The organism is Domibacillus sp. A3M-37 (assembly GCF_024213455.1).
Lineage (GTDB): Bacteria > Bacillota > Bacilli > Bacillales > Domibacillaceae > Domibacillus > Domibacillus tundrae.
The window spans coordinates 73,313-94,257 of record NZ_JANAVL010000003.1; the positions used below are offsets into that span (position 1 = coordinate 73,313).

Sequence of the window (20,945 nt, forward strand, 5' to 3'; positions counted from 1 at the left end):
AAAAAGAAAAAGCACCAGTGTTGCCACTGATGCTCTTCACTTCTTTACACTTGTCGATTCCAATGACGATGCTCGGCCAATGCAGTTAAAAACGTATCTGCATATTCTTTTGAAGGGGATGCTTCCGAGACAACGCCTTGATCTGCAGGAAGATTTGCGATTAAATCAACGCCGTCATCTGTTGCACCAACCGTTTTAAAATGCTCGTACGCTTCTGTCAAAAAGGCTTTTGCCTGCTTTTTCGCTTTCGGATCAGCGGCTAACCCGCCTGCTGCGTACACACCGTCAAACAAAACGGAATCCGCAGTCAAAAATGTATGATCCACTTCAAGCTCTGCTCCGTCGTCGCCTTTCAGCGTTCCCTGCTTCGTACTCACGACTTCAGGACGGGTGCCCGCTTTTTCAAAGGCTTTATAAATTTCTGTCATTTCTTTTCCTGAGAATCCTTCACCCGCGAGCACTGCAATTTTACGTGTCGCCACACCTTTTACCGGATTTTTTTCCTGGCTTAATGCGTCAGAGGATTTTGTCACCGTTGATTCTGGTACGTCCGTTGGCGCCTGTACACCAATCGCTTCCGCCACTGTTTTTGCCAATTCTACATTTACATTCGCAAACATATTCACGACTTGCTGACGAACGTCTTTGCTGTTTACTTTACCAAGCTCAAAGCTAAATGCTTCAATAATATGTTCTTTTTCCACGTCTGTCATGCTGTTCCAAAACATGGTTGCTTGAGAGAAGTGGTCTTTAAAGCTGTCACTGCGGCGGGCCACTTTACGCCCTTCTACTTTTTCCTGATAATGAACGTATCCGCCGTCTTCTTCCGTCGCCGGTGCCGGAGTATTTTGAGCCAGCGAGTTTTTATGGTAGCTCACTTGTCCGACATTGATTGTTTGACGTCCATACCCATCCCGCTGGTTGTTAAAGAACGGACAAACCGGACGATTAATCGGCAGCTCATGGAAGTTCGGACCGCCAAGGCGGATCAGCTGCGTATCTGTATAAGAGAAAAGTCTTCCTTGCAGAAGTGGATCGTTTGTGAAATCGATCCCCGGTACAACGTGGCCCGGATGGAAGGCGACTTGTTCTGTTTCGGCAAATACATTATTCACATTACGATTTAACGTCATTTTCCCAATTATTTTAACCGGTACATCTTCTTCCGGCCACACTTTTGTCGGATCCAGGAGATCAAAGTCGAATTTAAATTCATCTTCCTCGTCAATCATCTGTACGCCAAACTCAAATTCAGGATAGTCGCCCATCTCAATTGACTCCCACAAATCGCGGCGGTGGAAATCCGGATCTTTCCCGGCGATTTTCTGTGCTTCATCCCAAACGAGCGATTTAATGCCCAGCACCGGCTTCCAATGGAACTTAACAAAGCGTGCTTTCCCTTGCTCATTCACAAAGCGGAATGTGTGTACACCAAAGCCTTCCATCATCCGGTAGCTACGCGGAATCGCGCGATCGGACAGGTGCCACATAATCATATGAGCGGATTCCTGGTTATTGGCAACAAAGTCCCAAAACGTATCATGTGCACTAGCCGCCTGAGGCATTTCATTATGTGGCTCTGGTTTCACTGCATGAATCAAATCAGGAAACTTAATGGCATCTTGAATAAAAAAGACGGGAATGTTATTTCCTACAAGGTCATAATTTCCTTCTTCTGTGTAAAATTTCGTCGAAAAGCCGCGTACGTCGCGTACTGTATCACCTGATCCGCGAGAACCAGCCACCGTTGAGTAACGGACAAATACAGGTGTTTTTTTAGAAGGGTCCTGCAGGAAGCCTGCTTTTGTATATTCTTTCATTGATTCATATACTTCAAAATAACCATGCGCCGCATAACCACGTGCATGGACGATTCGTTCCGGGATACGTTCGTGGTCAAAATGGGTCATCTTTTCACGGAAATGAAAATCTTCCATTAGCGTAGGTCCGCGTTCTCCTGCTTTTAAAGAGTGCTCATCTTCTGATACACGAAGTCCTTGGTTAGTAGTCATTTTTTCCCCTTGATCCTTTACACGAAACTCGTCAAGCTGTTTATCCTTGCTGTTTTCATTAATTGCCATGTGGCAGCCCCCTCTTTAATAATTAAGTTAAAACTCATTCTTACATTACGTACCACTTTTTCAGAGGGACAAAACAATTAATTTAGAATCATTTTAAAATTCGGGCTAATTTCATGGATTTTGTTTTACTTCAAAGCACGTTTTCCAACAAATTCTTTGAAAATCAAAAATAATTAGGGGAATTTCCCTTTTATTCCGATCGATTTTCTTACAAAATTAATCATTATTTTTGCGGATGTGGCCGTTTCTTCCAAATGATACAATGAAAGTGAAATTATCAAATAGGCGGTGGATTATGGAAAATAAAAGATTGGGCATTTTATTTATCTTTTTAATGAGCTTTGTTGTAATGGGAGTACAAGAACACCAGGCTTTTGCTCATTCACAAACAGGCACGATTACAGGGGATCGCGTTAACGTGCGGGAATCACCATCACTTACGGCTTCTGTGCTTGGACAAATAAGTATGGGTGAACGCATTGACATTCTTTCTTCTCAAAATGGCTGGATTCGTATAGCCTATGGAAACGAAACGGCCTGGGTGAGCGGGCAATATATTCGCACAGGTAAAAACGAACGGCCGGCTTCATCCAATCAATTTGTCCATATACAAACAGAGGGAACTAATTTGCGGAGCGATCCTTCTACTTCGTCCGCTGTAGTTGTTAAAGGGTCTGTTGGAGAGCGTTACCCGATCGTCGGCCGCAGTGGCGACTGGATTAAAATCCGTCTCGCAAGTGGAAATGAAGCCTATGTAGCAGACTGGGTGGTTTCTTCTGCAAAAGCTGTTGCATCCACTCTGCAAGGCAAAGTCATTGTTCTTGATCCCGGCCATGGCGGCGTTGACGGAGGGACATCCGGTTCCCTCGGCACGATCGAAAAGAACGTGACGCTTCAAACAGCTAAGAGGCTTTCTGATGAGTTAACAAGAAGCGGTGCTACAGTTATTTTAACGCGGTCTGATGACCAGTTTGTCCCGCTTCCTGCGCGGACAGAAGATGCACAACAGCACGGTGCGGATGCTTTTATCAGTCTTCACTATGATGGGGCGCACAGCCAAAAAGCAGCCGGCTTCACCACCTATTATTATCATTCCGGGCACAAACAGCTGGCCCGTTCCGTTAATCAAGGATTAGATGGGACGTTATCGTCTTCTAACCGGGGAATAAAAACAGGGGACTATTTTGTTCTTCGTGAAAATCACCGGCCAGCTATTTTATTAGAACTCGGTTATTTAACAAACCCAAACGAGGAATCATCCATCGTTTCAGCTGCGTATCAAGCAAAGGCTGCAGCTGGTATTCGCGACGGGCTGCTTTCCTATTTCACATATTAACACCAAAAAGCGCCGGTTTTTTTATCCCGGCGCTTTTTAGTCTTAATAAATTAGTTCAACGATGTCATCCAGCGTTACATTTCCAAAATAGTACTGCATATTTAATGAGTCCAGTGACCGGCGGATTGCCTCTTTTTCGTGATTAACGCCGATCAGCGCTTTTTCGACCTCATGTACATCACCCGCACCGAAAAAATCACCGAAAATACGTGTTTTTTCGATTTTTCCTTTTTTCACATCAAGACGGATATCAATGAGCCCGACTGGAAAACGATGAGAGCGCTCAACATTAAAGGCTGGCGATTTGCCATAATTCCATTCCCAGTTTTGATACCGTTCTTTCGATATTTGATGAATCGCTGCCCAATCTGCTTCAGTCAGTACATATTCTTCGATTTTCGATTCACCGCCAAAAATATTTTGCAGCACAAATAGGCGAAATTCCTCAATCGTCATTTTTGAATTAATCAAATCCGAAATATTTGCGACGCGGCTTCGAATCGATTTAATGCCTTTCGATTCAATCTTGTCTTTGCGTACTTTAAGAGCTGAAACAACTTCATCCATATTGGTATCGAATAAAAGCGTACCATGTGTAAACATTCGCCCTTTTGTTGAAAATTGAGCGTTTCCGGAAATTTTAAATCCGTTCGCTGTCAGATCATTGCGTCCGCTTAACTCCGCATTTAACCCGAGTTTGTTCAGCGCCTCCACAACTGGTTCGGTGAATTTACGGAAATTATGAAAGCTGTCTCCGTCGTCTTTTGTAATAAAACTGAAGTTTAAATTGCCAAGATCATGATACACAGCCCCGCCGCCTGACAATCTTCGAACAATATGAATATGATTGTCTTCCACGTAATCAATATTTATTTCTTCAATTGTATTTTGATTTTTGCCGATAATAATCGATGGCTCATTAATATAAAAAAGCAAATAAGACTCCTCGATATCTAAATGCTTAACCGCATACTCTTCAATTGCAAGGTTCAGCCGCGGATCTGTAATTCCTTTATTATCAATAAAAAGCATCAGGCACCTCCGAATGTTAATAGATCAAATGTAGCACATTGAGATTTCTTCTCAAAGAAAAAAGCACCCGTTAGTGGGTGCTTTACCTTCTGCCAAAGTCCATCCGCTGATAGCGCCCGCGAACAACTTCGTATACGCCATATAAAATAAGTCCCGCTGCGACAAGACCAAGCAAAAACTGTCCGAACGGCTGAGAGGCGAGTTCTGCGAGTGCGCCTCCAAACCCTTTCGTTTCATCTGGATTCGCCGTGATTGCCGTCTGAATAAAGAAAAATCCGGTCATTGCAAGAACAACTCCGCGCGCCATCAACCCCGCTTTTCCAGCATTCCGTGCAAGACGGACTTCTTTATTCTTCATTTCATGCGTTTTAAAGTATTTCATGAATTTTTCTTTGAAACCTCGATATAATTCAATCAGTCCATAAATGATAATAATCAGTCCGATCAGCCCGACAATCCATTGTCCGAATGGCTGGGCAAGCAGTTTCGCTGATATGGTTTTTTCGGAGCTGCCGCCACCGCCTGTTTGCATGGCAAGTTTGAAAGCTGTCAACGCTAAACTTCCATAAATAACGGCACTGACTAAATAACCAACTCTCTTTACAATTCCTTTTGCATCTGAGCCATTATGTTCAACATCTTTGATTGATTTTAGCAGCTGCCATACCACATACCCGATCAATCCAATGCTAATCAGCCAGAGCAGCAAGTTACCGAACGGTTCATGTGCAACGGTTGACAGCGCGCCGCTCGTTCCTGTCGTTCCCCCGCCCATTCCGGCCGCTGCGAGCATTGCAAAAATGCCAACTAGCGCATAAACAGTCCCTTTTGCCATATGGCCAAATCGGCCGAACCGTCGAATCCATGGTTTTGCTTCGTGGGCTTTTGAAGCAATTTCATTTTTCATTGGCATCTTATATCCCTCCTCGTATTCCTATTCTTTCTATTCTATTCCCGCTTTTCATTTTTGCTCAAACTGGTAAATTTTTTGTCTCATTTGCTTGGTCATGATACTAATAGGCATAGAATTTCTTCTTTAAATGGATAAATCCATCGTGAAATTTGAATCAGTGGCCTTTGTTTTTTGAACGGTATAATAAACGGCCTGCTTCTCTCATAAGCTTATCAACCGGCACTTCTTTCGTATCCACAAGACCAGCTGACAAGCAGATTCCATTTACTCGACCATTTTGAAATGCCGCGCTTTTTTTCACGAGTTCTTCTGCCAATGTACGCGCCTCTTGTACGGATCGGTTCATAAACGAGACGCCAGATTCATCCCTGCCAAACCGAAATTCGTATGAATCTTCCGGGATAATGCTTTTTATAATCGAAGCGGTCTTTTCAAGCATACGATTTCCTTCTTCGTGGCCAAATTGATCGTTTACCTTTTTAAATTTATCTAAATCCATCATTAAAGATGCATGAATTCCTTAATGAATCCAGTTTGACGACATAATCCGGTTCCAATAACCACCACTTCACAAAAAAACAGGGCTTTCAGATTGAAAGCCCTGTTTTTTATTAAAATAATTTTTTTATTAAAATAATGTTGGCAATTGATTGATTAATGTGTAGCCGCCCATAAAAGCCATTAATACCACAACAATAATCCCTGCGATTGTCATCCAGATCGGATGACGGTACTCACCAACGATTGATTTTTTATAAGCCGCAATCAGCATAACGCTAAGCGCAACCGGCAGAATCAGGCCGTTTAATGCTCCGGCTAAAATAAGCATTTTCACTGGTTTACCAATTATCGTAAAAATACCAGTCGATACTAAAATGAACCCGACAATAATAGCCTTGTCATATTTTGCAATCATTGGGTGGAACGTGCGGATAAATGAAACAGATGTGTAAGCCGCTCCGACAACAGACGTAATTGCCGCAGCCCACATGACCACACCAAACAAGCGGTATCCGATGTTTCCTGCAGCCTGCTGGAACACAGACGCCGGCGGGTTTTCCGGGTTAATCGGCAAGCCCTGCGCCACAACACCGAGTGCAGCGAGGAATAGGAAAATACGCATAATAGAAGCGATCCCAATAGCAGACACTGAGCTTTTTGTTACTTGTGGAACTGCGTCGATACCTTTTATTCCCGCATCTAAAAGACGATGTCCTCCAGCGAATGTAATATAGCCGCCAACGGTACCGCCGACAAGAGTGACGATGGCAAGGAGATCAATCGTATCCGGGGCAAATGTTTTAACAACCGCTTCCCCTACTGGCGGGCTTGCTTTAAATACCACAAAAAGGGTAAGGGCAATCATGACAAATCCCATTATCTGTGTAAACTTATCCATCAGCAAACCCGCTTCTTTCACAAGAAAGATCGCAATGGCAATCACAGCACTGATAATGGCGCCCGTCACCGGATCTATACCGAAAATCACGTTGGCACCAAGGCCCGCTCCGCCGATGTTGCCGATATTAAAGGCAATTCCGCCAAGAACAATAAGTGTGGCAAGTACATAGCCTAAACCCGGGAATACAAGATTCGCAATATCCTGTGCCCGTTTCTCCGCTACCACTAGAATTCGCCAGATGTTCGTCTGAGCGCCAATATCAAGTAAGATTGAAACTAAAATAACAAAACCGAAGCTGGCGGCCAGCTGTTCGGTGAAGACCGTGGTCTGCGTTAAAAATCCTGGTCCGATAGCGGAAGTCGCCATTAAAAAGGCAGCGCCTAAAAGAATACTCCAATTTGATTTTTCTTGCTGTTGAAGCTGTTGTTTTTTTGACATTTCTATTCCTCCATTGCGATTGAACACACTTCAATCGCTTCTTCCTGCAACTTTGTCCGGATCAGCCGGGCAAAAGACAGCGCATGGGGTCCGTCACCGTGAATACAGACTGTGTCAGCTTGTATCTCGACATCTATTCCATCAATTGCCCGTACTTTCTTTTCTTTTGCCATGCGGACAACCTGCGCAGCTGCTTCTTCCGTGTTTTCAATCAATGCATTTGGCAAACGGCGCGGCGTCAGCATCCCTTCCCGTGTGTATGTACGGTCTGCAAAAACTTCACTTGCTGTTTTCAATCCTGCTTTTTGGCCGGCTTCAATCAGTTTGCTTCCAGCCAGGCCATACAAAATGAGGGACGTGTCCACGTCTTTAACGGCTGCCGCGATGGCAGACGCCATCTCTTCATTTGAAGCTGCCATATTATAAAGTGCTCCATGCGGCTTTACATGATGCAGCGCAGTTCCTTCTATGTTGACAAACGCCTGAAGGGCACCGATTTGGTACACAACAAGTGAATACACTTCTTCCGGTGAAAGTGCCATATTTCGGCGCCCAAAACCGGCTAAGTCTTGAAAGCCTGGATGGGCACCCATTTTCACACCATGCTCCATCGTTAAATGAACGGTCCTTTTCATGACATCCGGATCGCCAGCGTGAAATCCACAGGCAATATTCGCCGACGTAATGTATGGCATAATTTCTTGATCATGGCCAATTGAGTATGCGCCAAAGCTTTCTCCCATATCGCAGTTAATATCAATCTTCACAAGCAGCACCTCCAAAATCAGCGGTCATCGGCTCCTAATTCAATAGAAATCTGCCGTGATGCTTCTGTTAATTTTTTAATCATCTCTTTTGCGTGCGCTTCATCCTGAAAGCGGACTTCAGGACCGACCAGGCTGATCCCGGCTATCACATCCCCCTTATGATTAAAAATGGGGGCAGCAATAGCGGAGGAATGGTCCTCTAATTCAGAATGGCTGATCGACCAGCCATTCTTCCGTGTACTCTCAATGAGCTTTCGCAGTTCTTCTTTATTTTCTGGTGTTCCCTTTGCGTATCGTACAATTTGAAATGATTCAATGAACCGCTCCCGTTCAGCTTTTTCCATAAAAGACAGCAGTATCCGCGGGCATGCTCCTCCATATAACGGGGCACGGCGGCCGATTTGTGTATAAACGCGGACTCGCTCCTGCGTATCAACTTTCTCAATGTAAACTGCTTCATTTCCGTCCCGGATCACAAGATTCACGGCTTCTCCTGTTTCTTTCCGAAGTCTTTGCATATGAGGCAATGCGACCGACCGGATATCCAGCCGTTCTGCGACAAGATTACCGAGTGCCAGGAAAACAAGCCCTAAATGGTAAGCACCTTCTCGGTCTTTCTCCAGAAATCCGAGTTCAACCAGTGATTCCGCCATTCGATAAGCAGATGTTTTCGGCAGCCCTGTTTTTTCTATCATTTGCACCAATGTTAATTTTTCTTCCGTAAAAAACAGTTTAATGATTTCCATTGATTTAAGGACGGTTTTATTCATTTTTCTGCCTTCCCCCTGTTCCAATAAATGGAACGATTTGTCCATTTACCGTTTTGTTCCATTATATATGAAACAATGAAAAGGGAAACAGTCCATTTTATAAAATAGAATACTGGCTGTCTTTTTGATCGGTAATAAACATATGGCCAGGCGCATGTGTAATCATTAATGCCGGCTTGCTTGACATTGCAATGGATTGTGGTGTCACACCGCAAGCCCAGAAAACAGGAGTTTCTCCTTCTTTTATCGTCACAGCATCGCCAAAATCCGGCCGGTCAATCTGTTTTATACCAATTTGCTCCGGCATGCCGATATGTACCGGTGAACCGTGCACCGCCGGGAAGCGGGAAGTTACTTCGACCGCGCGTATCACATCTTTCGATTGAAACGGCCGCATGCTGACCACGAGATTCCCATGAAACGCGCCAGCTGGTTCACACGGCTTGTTCGTGATATACATCGGTACATTTCGCTGTTCCTCGATGTGGCGAATTGAAAGGCCATTTTCAAGCAAGGCATGTTCAAATGTAAAGCTGCATCCGATTAAAAAGGAAACCAAATCTTCCTGCCAGTAGGATTCGAGACTGGTTACTTCTTCAACAAGCTCCCCATGACGGTAAATCCGGTATTTTGGTGTGTCATACCGCAAATCAGCTGTTGGTGCAGTTAGTCGCGGAACCGGTGAGCCTGCATCCGTTACTTCAAGAAGCGGACACGCTTTTGGGTTCCGCTGGCAAAACAGCAAAAAGTCATATGCCTGTTTTTTTGGCAAAATCACAAGATTGGCTTGTGTATACCCAGGGGCCAGTCCCGCTGTTGGCGTCGTCCATTTGTTTTCCCGAATCTGCTTGCGAACCCATTCTAAAGATGTTTCCATTTTTACGCCTCCTTTTGTTCTATTGAAAAAAGATCAACCTTTTCTAAAAAACGTGTAGTAAATGTTCCTTTTTGGAACAGTTCCTGATCAAGCAGCCGCAAATGAAACGGAATCGTTGTTTCAATTCCTGTGATGACCATTTCATTTAATGACCGTTTCATTTTTTGTATCGCTTCTTCCCTTGTTTCTCCCCAAACTATGACTTTTGCAGTCATTGAATCATAAAAAGGAGGAATCGTATACCCAGCGTAAACCGCACTATCCACCCTCACCCCAAAACCGCCTGGCGGAAGATATTCTATCACGCGTCCCGGAGACGGCCGGAAGTCATGTTCAGGGCTTTCCGCATTAATCCGGCATTCAATAGCCCAGCCCGAAATGGTGATATCTTCTTGTTTATACGAAAGCGGCCGGCCGGCTGCGACCTTTATTTGCTCTTTAATAATATCCACTGCTGTCACAAGTTCCGTCACAGGATGTTCGACTTGAACACGGGTGTTCATTTCCATAAAGTAAAACTGGCCGTGTTTATCAAGCAAAAACTCAATGGTTCCCGCACTGTGATACTGAACGGCTTTGGCTGCTTTCACTGCCGCTTCACCCATTTGACGGCGGAGTTGTTCACTTAACGCCGGGGAAGGAGCTTCTTCCACCAGTTTTTGATGCCTTCTCTGAATGGAACAGTCTCGTTCGCCAAGATGAATCACATGCCCGAAGCGGTCCGCTAAAATTTGAATTTCAATGTGGCGTGGTTCCTCGATATATTTCTCAAGATAAACAGCAGCATTGCCAAAGGCTTTTTCCGCTTCAGACTGAGCTTGATGAATCGCCTGCTGCAAGTCCTGTTCTGTTGCCGCGAGGCGCATCCCTTTTCCACCGCCTCCCGCTGTCGCTTTGACAATAACCGGATAGCCAATTTCTTTTGCCACTTTCAAGGCTTCAGCTTGATTTTCGATGACGCCTTCTGTACCAGGCACTGTTGGCACTCCTGCTTCTTTCATCGTTGAGCGTGCCACCGCTTTTTCCCCCATTTTGCGGATTGCTTCCGGCTCCGGTCCGATGAACACAACGTTGCACGCGCGGCACATCTCTGCAAAATCGGCGTTTTCAGCTAAAAAACCATATCCCGGATGAATCGCGTCTGCCTGTGTCACATCCGCCGCACTCATGATGTTATGCATGTTCAAATAACTGTCTTTAGCAGGTGTTTTCCCGATACAAAGCGCCTCGTCCGCAAGCTTTACATGCAGTGATTCACGGTCCGCTTCTGAATAGACCGCAACCGTTTGGATGCCCATTTCTTTACAAGCGCGAATAATACGTACCGCAATTTCTCCTCTGTTTGCAATCAATACTTTTTTAAACATATGAATGCTCCTTTTACGATCGCTTCTTCAGCTTAAAAAGCGGCTGTCCGTACTCCACAACATCTCCATCTTGCACCAGTACTTCCACAATTTCTCCATCCATATCGGCCTGAACTTCGTTGAACAGCTTCATGGCTTCTACAATGCAGACAACTTGTCCTTTTTCAACAGCATCCCCAGCTTGAACAAACGGGTCTTCATCTTCATTTGCACGCGCGTAAAAGGTGCCCACCATCGGAGAAGTAATGACTTCATCTTTTGACATGACCTCATCCTTTGATGCTTCATTTGTTTGTTCATGTGATGTTGGCTGATTAGGCATTGACACATTGAACTCTTGCTTTTGATCTTTATCTTGAAGGACAGGCTGTTTCTCAAGCTTCATTTTCATTCCTTCATATTCAAAAGTGAAAACATTGACACTAGACCGGTCAATAATGTTCACCATTTCTTGAAAGTCACTCATTTTAATCATGTGATATCTCCTTACATATTCATTCAAATGACCATTCTTTTAACAAAAGAGCGGTGCGAATTTGTTTCATTTCCTTTTCACGTTCCATGTAAAGCTGTTCTGCTTCATCAAGTGTTATCTCTTTAAAGCGGACGTAATCTCCCGGCTTCATCTGAGCTATTATCGGTAAATCAGCTGCTGCAATTTGTCCGATTCTCGGGTAACCGCCGGTTGTCTGCCGGTCTGCAAGCAGCACAATCGGATTCCCATCGCTCGGTACTTGAATCGTTCCATTGGCTACTGCTTCAGATAATAATTCAAATGACTGTTTTAATTGAAGAGATGGACCTAAAAGCCGGTATCCCATCCGGTCAGATTGCGGTGTAATTTGAAATTCCTGTTCAAAAAACTGCTTTTTAGCCAATTCAGAAAATTCCTCAAATTCCGCTCCCTTTACTACACGGACAACTTTCCCATTCAAATTAGATTCAAATGGCACATACCAGTCAGTGGCCGCAAATGAATCATGTTTTAGCTTCTTTTGAAGTGCTCTTTTTGCTTTCATAGAAAAGCTGTTTTCCTCTGCCAGTGGAATCACATCACCTTCCTTAAGGGCACGTCCTTTGAAGCCGCCAATTTCTCCGCGTATATACGTACTTTTGCTGTTCATTACATTTGGAATCGAAAAACCGCCTGCCACAGCGACATATGCGCGGCATCCGAATTTACCGCCGGCGAAAGAAAGAACGGCATCTTTTTTCACAAAAACGGGCCGCCATGAAGGAACGGGGCTCCCGTCGATGACCGGGTTTAAGTTTCCGCCTGTAATGGAAATCAATGTATCTTCTTTAAACTGAAGAGATGTACCCATCATCGTCACTTCAATTGCCGCTTCTCCCTCTTCATTTCCAACTAATACATTGGCGAGGCGAAGTGAAAATGAATCCATGGCACCGCCCACAACAACCCCGTACTGTTGAAATCCATATCGCCCTAAATCTTGAATCGTTGCCAAGAGCCCCGGGCGGATGATATGTACACTCATTGCAATCTCTCCTGATACTGTTCAAATTCTTCCTCTGTAATTGGTACAAATTTCACGATATCCCCCGCCGACAACAAGCTTGGCTGGTCACGATCCGGCCGGAAAAGAGCCATCGGTGTCCGGCCGATCAGCTGCCATCCACCCGGTGTGGAAATCGGATATACGCCTGTTTGACTGCCTGCTATTCCAACACTTCCAGCCGGAATAGACGTGCGCGGGGACGGACGGCGCGGGGCATTTATTTTTTCTGAAAGGCCGCCAAGGTAAGGAAATCCCGGTGCAAACCCAATCATATAAACGGGATACCGGGCGGATACATGCAAATGAATCACTTCATCGGTCGAAAGATGGTTGTGTCCTGCCACAAAATCGAGATCCGGCCCAAAATCACCGCCGTAGCAGACAGGAATATCCACAATCCGCGGAGTGCTTTCTTCTTCTTCCACAAGTGTCTCCAACATCCGTTCAAGAATGGCCTGGACAATTTGAAAAGAAGATTTCTCTATTTTGCCATATGCCTGCTTCACAATAAATGGGTCAAAAAAAATCGTTACACTGGCAAAAGCAGGTGTACATTCAATGAAACCGGAGAATGATTCATGCTGAAGTTTTGTTGCTAGGGCTTTTACTTTTTTATTAATGAACGAATTGATTTCTGTTCCAAATTGAACGGTTATTGCCGCCTCTCCTAACGGTTTCATTTGGATTTCTTCTAAGTTTTTTTTCATCATTTGAATCTTTCTCACCGCCCTTGTTCCGAATATTGGAACTATAATTCTTTATTTCGGAATATAGAATTATTATAATTATCAGAAAAACAAAAGGCAAGAAAAATAAAAAACGACCAGGAAGAATCCTGATCGTTTTTAGCAATTTACCAGCTTCCATCATATATAGCTTTCCCTGATACTGGTGTCGTATACTGATTATTTTCCCCGTTCTGCCAAACACGCTCTCCTGATGCGGTTTCATATAAAAATTTAAATGAATAGGAACGGTTTGCTGCAAGATCAAACGTGCCACTCCATGTTCCATCTCCTTTTTTCATTAATTCATATGAATACGCATCCGGATTCCAGCACCCGATTTCGCCGCGGTCGCCAATGATGTATACTTTCTCAGCCGATATAGGAACTTCTGATATATTCATGGTCACCGGCATTTGTGTCAGTGCGAGCTTATCCACCATCATGTTAAATTCATTCGTTGGGTTCCCAGCTTCATCAAACAAGTAATTCATGCGCAGCAATGTAAAACCATCGAATCCATAGTTGAATGTCATCTCCGCTGAATTGTCAAAGCCCCACTCATTATTGATCATCGCCAGCGCGTTTTCTCCGTTCAGTGAAATACCCCGTTCATTGGCCAAAGTGGCGATTTGGGTCACAAGCGTTTTCGGTGCGCTGTAGTAAGGAGCAGCTTGCGCATTGTTGTCATCCATTTCTAAGCATGTGAATGTAAGGGCCAGATCTGCTTTTTTCACTCCATCCAGCAGTCTTTCATAATTATAATAACCTGTACTATACTCGGCCGCATGCGGCATCTCCGGATCATTCATTTTCCAATGTACGCCTGACATTTTCACCCCGATTGGCACATCGAACGTACGGTCAAACTGTTTGTGTGCAGCTTTTGAAATGTTCTTCATGTGTACTTCGAGTGCGCCTTGATACCAGCTCATAAAATCTTGTCCATATGCGGTTTCATAAGCTGTGCCGCTTGTGAAAAATTCGTCTCCGTTCGCCGGCGGCCCAATTTCATGCCATTTTTTATAAGCTGTGCCCCATGCCGCGTTCAGCTTTTCCACATTTTTGTACTTCTTTTTCATCGCATTTTGAAAATCTTTCTTCGCTCCATCAGTATAAGCCTGGAGTTGTCCACGTTCCGGCCAGTCCCATCCATCCGCAAATTGATAAGACGGATAGCGAAGTTCGCCCGCCGGTCCGCCGCTTAAATAAATTTTCGCAATCAAGTCTTCTTCATCCGCAAACTGCTTAGCAAATGAGCGGTAAAATTCTTCGTATTGCTTGGCAGCCCCTTTCCACCAAGGTGCTAATGCTTCTTTATTCAGATAACCGCTTTCACTTTCGAATGCCATATTTTCAATATTATCTTTTTTCCACAGCCATGACGGGATCGGATAATTGCAATCGTCTCCTACATTGCCGCCGCATTGATGCGTCGACATAATCGGCACCCATTTTAGTCCAGACGCTTCTATAACATCTGCGTACTTTTCATAATAAGACCAATCGAATTGATTGTCCGCTTTTCCTTCAACCATGCCCCACCAAATATCCGTCGTCAGTGCATATACGCCGTTTTCTTTCATCGTTTTAAGCTTTGCTTCAAATGCATTCCAGTCCGTAATTTCTGTCAGCGGCGCCATCACATAAAGCTTGTAGTCCTTCTGAACTTCCGCCTGAGCCGGAGTTCCTCCCCCAATTGCTGACACAATGAGTAATAATAGTGCCATAAACACGTATGCTGTTTTCTTCATCCAGCATAACCCCTTTCGCATTTTATGCAAACGCTTTCATTACAAGACAAAAAAAGAAGTTCATTCCTTCTTTTCAAAAAAAGTATAGTAAATGAACTTCTATTCAGTCAATCTTATTTTAAAAAACAAAACTTTATATCTAGATTACTAGAGCGCTTTTCGTTCGGCATCTGCATCTTTTGACGTGTTTACAATCTTGCCATACCGATAGTAAACAAATGCAGCTGCTGCAAAGCCGATTACAGCTAAAAATGCATCAAAAATAAAGATGATGGCGATATTGCCTGTTTCGGATAAAAGACCGGTCACGAGCGGCATGACGATCGATGCCAGTCCTGCTGCTGTTGCGACAATACCTGTTACAGTTCCTTTTTTCTGCCAAAACAGCTCGGTCATAATCGTAATCGCCAGCTGGAAAATACCTGCTGTCGAAAAGCCGATAAAAAAGGCTGTTACAACCGCAACTTCTGGAATTTCCACTGTTAAAATTGTTGTGATTGCCACAAATGTAATGATTGGATAAATGACAATAACCGTTACTGGACGAAGCATTTTTTTCAGTAAAATTGACAAGGATAATACAGAGATAAGCGCCCCAATACTATAGTAGCTAAGCAATTTCACTGCGCTTTCTGCCGCCATACCGAGCACTTCTTCTCCATAGCTTGGCAGCCATATTTGTGCGACTGTGAACAGACCGGTTGATGTAAACCCAATAATGACAAGCGCAATTCCTTCGCGTGAAAATTTTGGCTCAATGGCAAATTTCGACTGCCCGGCATTTTCGGCTGCCTGGCTGGCTACAATCGCACGGTGATCCGGAAATTTAACCGTCATGAGAAACAGCATGTTTAAAAAGAAAATCGCAGCCGGTACGAAAAATGCATAGCTGTACGATGATCCCTGATTAGCAAAAAACAAAATCATAAACGGCAAAATTGCTGCGCCGACAGACATAAATGCTTTGACCAGGACACTTGCCGATCCGCTTGATTTTGGAAAGATTTCAATCAGCCCCGGATAGGAACCCGCATCCATTGCCGAGTTGGCCACACCCGCTAAAAGTGCAAACATAAAAGCTGCTTGATAAATCGGTGACAGCGGAATGCCGACGAGAAAAATCCCCATGGCGAGCGCCGCAAAAATAACGAGCGGCTTCCGCCCGAACCGGTCAGACAAATAACCGGATAATGCGTATGTAAGCAGCTTCCCGATCCCAATCGCGGCAATAATGTAACTGATGCCCGCTTTGTCTGTGTCCCATTTTTCAGACAATGAGGCCATATTAGATGAGAGCATAATATTGACCATTCCAAGCAAAAAATAATTGATATATAGGCCAGATGCCGCTTTTGTATATGGATTCACTTTTTAACATTCCCTCCTTTTCAAACATTTTTCATTATACCAAACATTTGAATGATTCGTTTTGTTTTCTCATGGAAAAACATGGTTCACCACTGCGATATGTTTAGCATAGCTTTTTAATACTATCCTATTTTCAAAGAATGTATTTTTAAAAATAATTGCTTTTATTCTTTTGCACACAAAAAAATGATGCAATAAATAATCTCCCTTGTCACATAAACACAAATAGTGTAATATTACACCGATATTAACACAATTAACAATAGAAGTTTTTCTGAATACGGAGGAGACAATAAGGATTCTCTCTAAAAGTAAAGACAATAAGGGTTTGAACAAATGTTGAAGCATAAGGCAGAAAGATTTGATAGAAAAACTCAGGATTAATGAAAGGGTGCAAATTGATGAACACAAACAAAGGAGCCTTTTATTTTTTCAATTATGGGCTCGTTCCATTTTTGCTTGCTTTTATAGCGGCGGCAGGCCTTTCTGTTTATGATCAGTTAACGATCGTTTTTTCAACTGTTTTTGTAGTGGGAGGTTTAGCTTCAGGTATTTGGGCTGGCCGGAAGACAGATAGACCGTTACACGCATTCCTTTATCCACTTTTTTATACGCTTGGGTTATGGACTCTGTTTATGATAATAAGCGGGGGCTTTTACGGGGCAGATGCCTGGTTTTGGTTTACCATTTTACATATTCCACTTGCACCGGTGTATTTTTTCTCTTCGCTTTACGGAGTCGGCTATCTTTTTATTTTCATTCCCGTATTGTACGAGCTTGCTTTTTTCATTGGTTTTCTCGTCAGAAAACAAAAGCTGAACGTTCAATCAGGAAGAAAAACAGCTTTGATGCTTATGGCTGTGCTGTTTTTTGCTTGTATTGGCTTATATATTACATGGGAACGGATTCAGACTGTACTTCCCTCGCATGGTTTTGACTATGAGGGCGGCAATTCCAGTACAGATTTAACCCCCTATAATGTAACAAACCCAAACAACATACTGCCGAAGCTGGCTGAGGAAGCAAGGTTTTCTATTGATACACGGCAAAACATGCTTGTGATGGATGGAGCGGAAGCCGCTTTTCCTGTTTATTCGGCTTTTGCGCAGGCCGTTTATAAAAATGCGGCACAAAATAGTAACTTTATTACGTTCACAAACACCATTTTTGCTTATGAGCGATTAGTTCATAAAGAGGTAGATATTTATTTTGGCGCTGAGCCGTCAAAAGCACAGCTGAAAATGGCCGATGAAGCAGGGGTTGAACTTGTGATGACACCGATCGGCAAAGAAGCATTTGTCTTTTTTGTAAATGAAAACAACCCGGTTCTTGACCTTTCGGTGGAGCAAATCAAATCGATTTACAGCGGCGAAACGACCAATTGGAGCGAAGTCGGCGGAAAAAACAAAAGGATTCTTGCTTTTCAGCGCCCTGAAAATTCAGGGAGCCAAACGTGGCTGCAAAAAATCATGACCGGCCACACCATTATGACACCTGTGAAGGAAGAGGTCCCGGAAGGAATGGGCGGCATTTTGGAACAAGTGGCAGATTACCGTAATTACAAAAACTCCATTGGCTTTTCCTTTCGCTTTTTCGCTGCCGGCATGCGTGACAGTGAACAGTTGCGGTTTTTATCGGTCAACGGCGTCACACCTGTTCCGGAAAATATATCAGATGAACTTTACCCATTCACTGCAACGTTGTATGCCATTACATTGAAAGAAAACAAAAAGCCGTCCTTAACGCCTTTTCTTGACTGGATGCAAGGCAATCAGGGACAGCAGCTTATTGAGGACATTGGCTATGTGAAATTAAAGAAATAATTTAAGAACAAATTGCTTCTGCCGCCGCACAGATGACTTTGTTCCGTCCCTTTTGCTTCGCTTCATAAAGCGCATCATCTGCTAGTTTTAATAATTGTTCCGCGGTGAACTCGCTTGACGCAGCCAGTCCGGCGGAAAACGTAATAGGAATTTCTAAGTCATTCACACAAACGGGCTGCGTGGCGATCATCTCACGGATTCGTTCGATCGCCTCTATTGCGTTTTCTTTTGTGCAATCCGGTAAAATTACAACAAATTCCTCACCACCGTAGCGGGCAACAATATCAATACTGCGTAAATTATGAAGCAGCCGTGCACTTACGGTCTCGAGAACACGATCCCCGACAATATGTCCATATGTATCGTTTACTTTTTTAAAGTAGTCGATATCAATAAATGCAAGAACGAACGGTTCGTCTCCACGCTCACCTGATGAGAATTTTTGAAAATAGTTCATGAATGCACGTCGATTATATAATTGAGTCAGTGGGTCTTTTCTGGCAGATTCAATCAGTTTTCGTTTCGATACATATTCGTGATACAAATCGTTAAGCATCCAAACGATTAGGAAACTGAGTAAAATGTTCATTGGGAGAACGATAGGCATAATAAGTGATAAATAGTCTACAAAAGAAATGACGCCGAAAAATGCGACGAATAAAACATTAATAAAATTAAGTGTGAAAACGGACAAAAGAATACGTTTCATCCGTGTCAACCTTGGAAAAAACAAGTGAAGAAACATTCCTGCAGTAGACAACACGACCATATTACACAATCCTACAATCGCTGCTTCACTTATTCCAAACGTTAAGCGCGCGAGGCCAATCCCAAATCCGACAACGAAAATAAAAAAGGTGTTTTTAGCGAACAGTGCGGCAATAAGGACCGGAACGAAACGAAGATCAAAAATGACTTCATCATCCAAATGAATACCAAAAAACATTGATATCCATCCAGAAAAAATAGCGAGCGCCAAAAGCAAAGTATTTTTCAAACGCGGCGATGCATTCACTAAAAATTGTTTGTATAAAAGACCACTTACTGAAACAATCGCGATCAGTAAAGATGCATTAATAATAAATTCTTTTACATTCACCATACAACGTCCCTCATCCCTGTTAAGATCTGATTAATAAGCCAAAAGAAATGCCCCAAAGAGCTCTTTGGGACAGTATAAAAATCTTACGCTGTTTCATATAAATGGATATAAGCCGCATTTTCTATTACAAAATGGGAGTCTCGTTCCATTTCCAGTTTGCACAGATGATAATAGACGCAGGAAGAAGCACCTCATTCATAAAACATTTCAGCTGCTTCTAATTGATCTTTTATAAAAAAATCATTCAATACAAGCAGTTTTTCCATGGAAATCCCTCTTTTTTATTTACATACCCTCTTTTCACCATATTAGTACTATTTACTCAAAAAAAAAAAAAAAAAGATGCCCGGATTGGTCCGGGCACCAAATTCAGTTCTTATTCCACTCTTTTAATTCCAGCCGGCGTACTTTATGAGTCACGGCCGGATCGTTTTCGGCTAATTCAAGTGCTTCTTCATATGTATCGGCTACATACACAACAAGGCCGCCAGAGCCGTCCGTAAAAGGCCCTTTCGCAAATACCTTATCTCCCAGTTCCGCTAAATAGTCAAGATGAAGCGGACGTACTTCCTGGTTTTTTTCAGGATCAATCATGTGTAAAAGGGCAGCATAAAACGCCATCGTTATTCCTCCATTTCAGTCTGAATACTCTGTCATTATAGCAGAAAAACGAAAAATAGATGGATCATTTTTCATTAAAAAAGGCATCATGTGTATAATGAGAGTAAAAAAAGGTGTAGGAAATGGACATTAAACATTTGCAGTATTTTATTGAAGTATCAAATTTCAACAGCTTTTCAAAAGCGGCCGATCATTTGTTTATTACCCAGCCGACCATAAGCAAAATGATTAAAAATTTAGAAACGGAGCTTGGCGTGGAATTGTTTGACCGCTCAAAAAGAAAGCTCGTTTTAACCGACGCGGGCAGAATTTTATTAGAGCAGGCGAAGCTCGTAGACAAGGCATTTCATAATTTGGAAACAGAGCTCGACAATTTGCTTGAATTAAAAACCGGCCACATCCGGATCGGACTGCCGCCTATTTTTGACGCACACTTTTTTTTAAAAGTCGTCGGCCTGTTTCACGAAAAGTACCCTGGCATTACGTTTCAGCTCAAAGAAGAAGGCTCGAAATCGATTGAAGAAGCCGTTGAACAAAACGAGCTGGACGTCGGCGTCATCGTTCTCCCAACACAGGACGATGTATTCAATCACTTCGCGTTTATGGAAGAAGATTTAATGCTGATCTTGCCAAACTCCCACCCGCTCGCAAAACGGACGGAAGTTGACTTGGCAGAGCTGTCTTCTGAATCGTTTATTTTGTTCAACAAAGACTTTGCCTTAAATGACCGGATCATTTCTTCCTGTAACGATGCGGGGTTCCATCCACACGTTATTTCTGAAAGCTCGCAGTGGTCCTTTATCGAAGAAATGGTCGCGTCAAAACTCGGCATTTCTCTTTTGCCGGAAAGCATTTGCCGGCACTTGCATGATCACGTGTGTGCAGTGAAAGTGGTTAATCCGTCCATCAACTGGCATTTGGCAATCATTTGGGGGAAAAATCAATATTTATCCTATGCCGCTAAAGAGTGGCTTCATTTTACAAAAGAACATTTTTCAAAAACGGCTCTCCTCGATTAGAGCCGTTTTCCCATGCCAGCTATTCATACA

The 20,945-nt window shown here is 43.3% G+C and carries 19 protein-coding genes; 3 read left to right on the forward strand and 16 right to left on the reverse strand.

Annotated features, from left to right (window positions below; genetic code table 11):
- Positions 1-44: 44 nt before the first annotated feature.
- Positions 45-2,081 carry a catalase gene (locus NLX67_RS07220; RefSeq protein ID WP_254310915.1) on the reverse strand — a complete coding sequence of 679 codons (2,037 nt, stop codon included), beginning with the start codon at positions 2,079-2,081 and terminating at the stop codon, positions 45-47.
- Positions 2,082-2,376: 295 nt separating this feature from the next.
- Here NLX67_RS07220 and NLX67_RS07225 point away from each other — a divergent pair, with 295 nt between their 5' ends.
- A complete protein-coding gene (locus NLX67_RS07225; RefSeq protein ID WP_254310916.1) occupies positions 2,377-3,417 on the forward strand; it encodes an N-acetylmuramoyl-L-alanine amidase family protein in 1,041 nt (346 codons plus the stop codon).
- Between the two features lie 42 nt (positions 3,418-3,459).
- Here the strand turns inward: NLX67_RS07225 and lplA are convergent, their stop codons facing one another.
- From lplA to NLX67_RS07290, 13 genes are all read right to left on the reverse strand, one after another.
- Positions 3,460-4,449: a lipoate--protein ligase gene (lplA, locus tag NLX67_RS07230; RefSeq protein ID WP_046179425.1), complete on the reverse strand. Its 990-nt coding sequence runs from the start codon at positions 4,447-4,449 to the stop codon at positions 3,460-3,462.
- An 82-nt stretch (positions 4,450-4,531) separates the two neighbouring features.
- Positions 4,532-5,362 (reverse strand): DUF1206 domain-containing protein, encoded by an 831-nt coding sequence (locus NLX67_RS07235; protein ID WP_309143114.1) that lies wholly within the window; start codon positions 5,360-5,362, stop codon positions 4,532-4,534.
- 154 nt (positions 5,363-5,516) lie between these two features.
- Positions 5,517-5,864 carry a GGDEF domain-containing protein gene (locus NLX67_RS07240; RefSeq protein ID WP_254310918.1) on the reverse strand — a complete coding sequence of 116 codons (348 nt, stop codon included), beginning with the start codon at positions 5,862-5,864 and terminating at the stop codon, positions 5,517-5,519.
- A gap of 126 nt (positions 5,865-5,990) precedes the next feature.
- Positions 5,991-7,202: an NRAMP family divalent metal transporter gene (locus NLX67_RS07245; RefSeq protein WP_254310920.1), complete on the reverse strand. Its 1,212-nt coding sequence runs from the start codon at positions 7,200-7,202 to the stop codon at positions 5,991-5,993.
- 2 nt (positions 7,203-7,204) lie between these two features.
- The gene (locus NLX67_RS07250; protein ID WP_256519722.1) at positions 7,205-7,975 is read right to left on the reverse strand and encodes a LamB/YcsF family protein; all 771 of its coding nucleotides are present in this window, start codon (positions 7,973-7,975) and stop codon (positions 7,205-7,207) included.
- 11 nt (positions 7,976-7,986) lie between these two features.
- A complete protein-coding gene (locus NLX67_RS07255; RefSeq protein WP_254310922.1) occupies positions 7,987-8,739 on the reverse strand; it encodes an IclR family transcriptional regulator in 753 nt (250 codons plus the stop codon).
- 97 nt (positions 8,740-8,836) lie between these two features.
- The gene (locus tag NLX67_RS07260) at positions 8,837-9,616 is read right to left on the reverse strand and encodes a putative hydro-lyase (protein WP_254310923.1); all 780 of its coding nucleotides are present in this window, start codon (positions 9,614-9,616) and stop codon (positions 8,837-8,839) included.
- A 2-nt stretch (positions 9,617-9,618) separates the two neighbouring features.
- Entirely contained in the window at positions 9,619-10,983 is a 1,365-nt protein-coding gene (gene accC / locus NLX67_RS07265; protein WP_254310925.1) for an acetyl-CoA carboxylase biotin carboxylase subunit, read from the reverse strand.
- Positions 10,984-10,996: 13 nt separating this feature from the next.
- Positions 10,997-11,458, reverse strand: a complete 462-nt coding sequence (gene accB, locus NLX67_RS07270; protein WP_254310927.1) for an acetyl-CoA carboxylase biotin carboxyl carrier protein — start codon at positions 11,456-11,458, stop codon at positions 10,997-10,999.
- A 19-nt stretch (positions 11,459-11,477) separates the two neighbouring features.
- A complete protein-coding gene (locus tag NLX67_RS07275; protein WP_254310929.1) occupies positions 11,478-12,482 on the reverse strand; it encodes a 5-oxoprolinase subunit C family protein in 1,005 nt (334 codons plus the stop codon).
- Positions 12,479-13,183 (reverse strand): 5-oxoprolinase subunit PxpB, encoded by a 705-nt coding sequence (pxpB, locus tag NLX67_RS07280; RefSeq protein ID WP_305882025.1) that lies wholly within the window; start codon positions 13,181-13,183, stop codon positions 12,479-12,481. Before pxpB ends, NLX67_RS07275 begins: the two co-directional genes overlap by 4 nt.
- A 173-nt stretch (positions 13,184-13,356) precedes the next feature.
- Positions 13,357-14,982, reverse strand: a complete 1,626-nt coding sequence (locus NLX67_RS07285; protein WP_254310937.1) for a family 14 glycosylhydrolase — start codon at positions 14,980-14,982, stop codon at positions 13,357-13,359.
- A 147-nt stretch (positions 14,983-15,129) separates the two neighbouring features.
- Complete coding sequence (locus tag NLX67_RS07290; RefSeq protein WP_309143115.1) at positions 15,130-16,350, reverse strand: MFS transporter; 1,221 nt, start codon at positions 16,348-16,350, stop codon at positions 15,130-15,132.
- Between the two features lie 401 nt (positions 16,351-16,751).
- Between NLX67_RS07290 and NLX67_RS07295 the strand changes: the two genes are divergently transcribed.
- On the forward strand, positions 16,752-18,173 hold the full coding sequence (locus NLX67_RS07295) for a PstS family phosphate ABC transporter substrate-binding protein (protein WP_254310939.1): 1,422 nt from the start codon (positions 16,752-16,754) through the stop codon (positions 18,171-18,173).
- Position 18,174: 1 nt separating this feature from the next.
- On the opposite strand, the gene NLX67_RS07300 is transcribed toward NLX67_RS07295, so the two are convergent.
- Positions 18,175-19,275, reverse strand: coding sequence for a diguanylate cyclase (locus NLX67_RS07300; RefSeq protein ID WP_254310941.1), 1,101 nt, complete (start codon positions 19,273-19,275; stop codon positions 18,175-18,177).
- A gap of 369 nt (positions 19,276-19,644) precedes the next feature.
- Positions 19,645-19,896, reverse strand: a complete 252-nt coding sequence (locus NLX67_RS07305) for a YciI family protein (protein ID WP_046179412.1) — start codon at positions 19,894-19,896, stop codon at positions 19,645-19,647.
- Between the two features lie 122 nt (positions 19,897-20,018).
- On the opposite strand from NLX67_RS07305, the gene cidR reads away from it, so the two are divergent.
- Positions 20,019-20,915 carry a cidABC operon transcriptional activator CidR gene (cidR, locus tag NLX67_RS07310; RefSeq protein ID WP_254310943.1) on the forward strand — a complete coding sequence of 299 codons (897 nt, stop codon included), beginning with the start codon at positions 20,019-20,021 and terminating at the stop codon, positions 20,913-20,915.
- The last annotated feature ends 30 nt before the right edge of the window (positions 20,916-20,945 follow it).

Bases quoted from the DNA above. Each gene is read 5' to 3' on its own strand.
- NLX67_RS07285 (WP_254310937.1), bottom strand. From the start codon at position 14,982: ATGAAGAAAACAGCATACGTGTTTATGGCACTATTATTACTCATTGTG.
- NLX67_RS07235 (WP_309143114.1), bottom strand. From the start codon at position 5,362: ATGCCAATGAAAAATGAAATTGCTTCAAAAGCCCACGAAGCAAAACCA.
- NLX67_RS07245 (WP_254310920.1), bottom strand. From the start codon at position 7,202: ATGTCAAAAAAACAACAGCTTCAACAGCAAGAAAAATCAAATTGGAGT.
- NLX67_RS07225 (WP_254310916.1), top strand. From the start codon at position 2,377: ATGGAAAATAAAAGATTGGGCATTTTATTTATCTTTTTAATGAGCTTT.
- accC (WP_254310925.1), bottom strand. From the start codon at position 10,983: ATGTTTAAAAAAGTATTGATTGCAAACAGAGGAGAAATTGCGGTACGT.
- NLX67_RS07255 (WP_254310922.1), bottom strand. From the start codon at position 8,739: ATGAATAAAACCGTCCTTAAATCAATGGAAATCATTAAACTGTTTTTT.
- NLX67_RS07220 (WP_254310915.1), bottom strand. From the start codon at position 2,081: ATGGCAATTAATGAAAACAGCAAGGATAAACAGCTTGACGAGTTTCGT.
- NLX67_RS07300 (WP_254310941.1), bottom strand. From the start codon at position 19,275: ATGGTGAATGTAAAAGAATTTATTATTAATGCATCTTTACTGATCGCG.
- NLX67_RS07240 (WP_254310918.1), bottom strand. From the start codon at position 5,864: ATGATGGATTTAGATAAATTTAAAAAGGTAAACGATCAATTTGGCCAC.
- NLX67_RS07305 (WP_046179412.1), bottom strand. From the start codon at position 19,896: ATGGCGTTTTATGCTGCCCTTTTACACATGATTGATCCTGAAAAAAAC.
- cidR (WP_254310943.1), top strand. From the start codon at position 20,019: ATGGACATTAAACATTTGCAGTATTTTATTGAAGTATCAAATTTCAAC.
- NLX67_RS07260 (WP_254310923.1), bottom strand. From the start codon at position 9,616: ATGGAAACATCTTTAGAATGGGTTCGCAAGCAGATTCGGGAAAACAAA.
- NLX67_RS07295 (WP_254310939.1), top strand. From the start codon at position 16,752: ATGAACACAAACAAAGGAGCCTTTTATTTTTTCAATTATGGGCTCGTT.
- NLX67_RS07275 (WP_254310929.1), bottom strand. From the start codon at position 12,482: ATGAGTGTACATATCATCCGCCCGGGGCTCTTGGCAACGATTCAAGAT.
- accB (WP_254310927.1), bottom strand. From the start codon at position 11,458: ATGATTAAAATGAGTGACTTTCAAGAAATGGTGAACATTATTGACCGG.
- pxpB (WP_305882025.1), bottom strand. From the start codon at position 13,183: ATGAAACCGTTAGGAGAGGCGGCAATAACCGTTCAATTTGGAACAGAA.
- lplA (WP_046179425.1), bottom strand. From the start codon at position 4,449: ATGCTTTTTATTGATAATAAAGGAATTACAGATCCGCGGCTGAACCTT.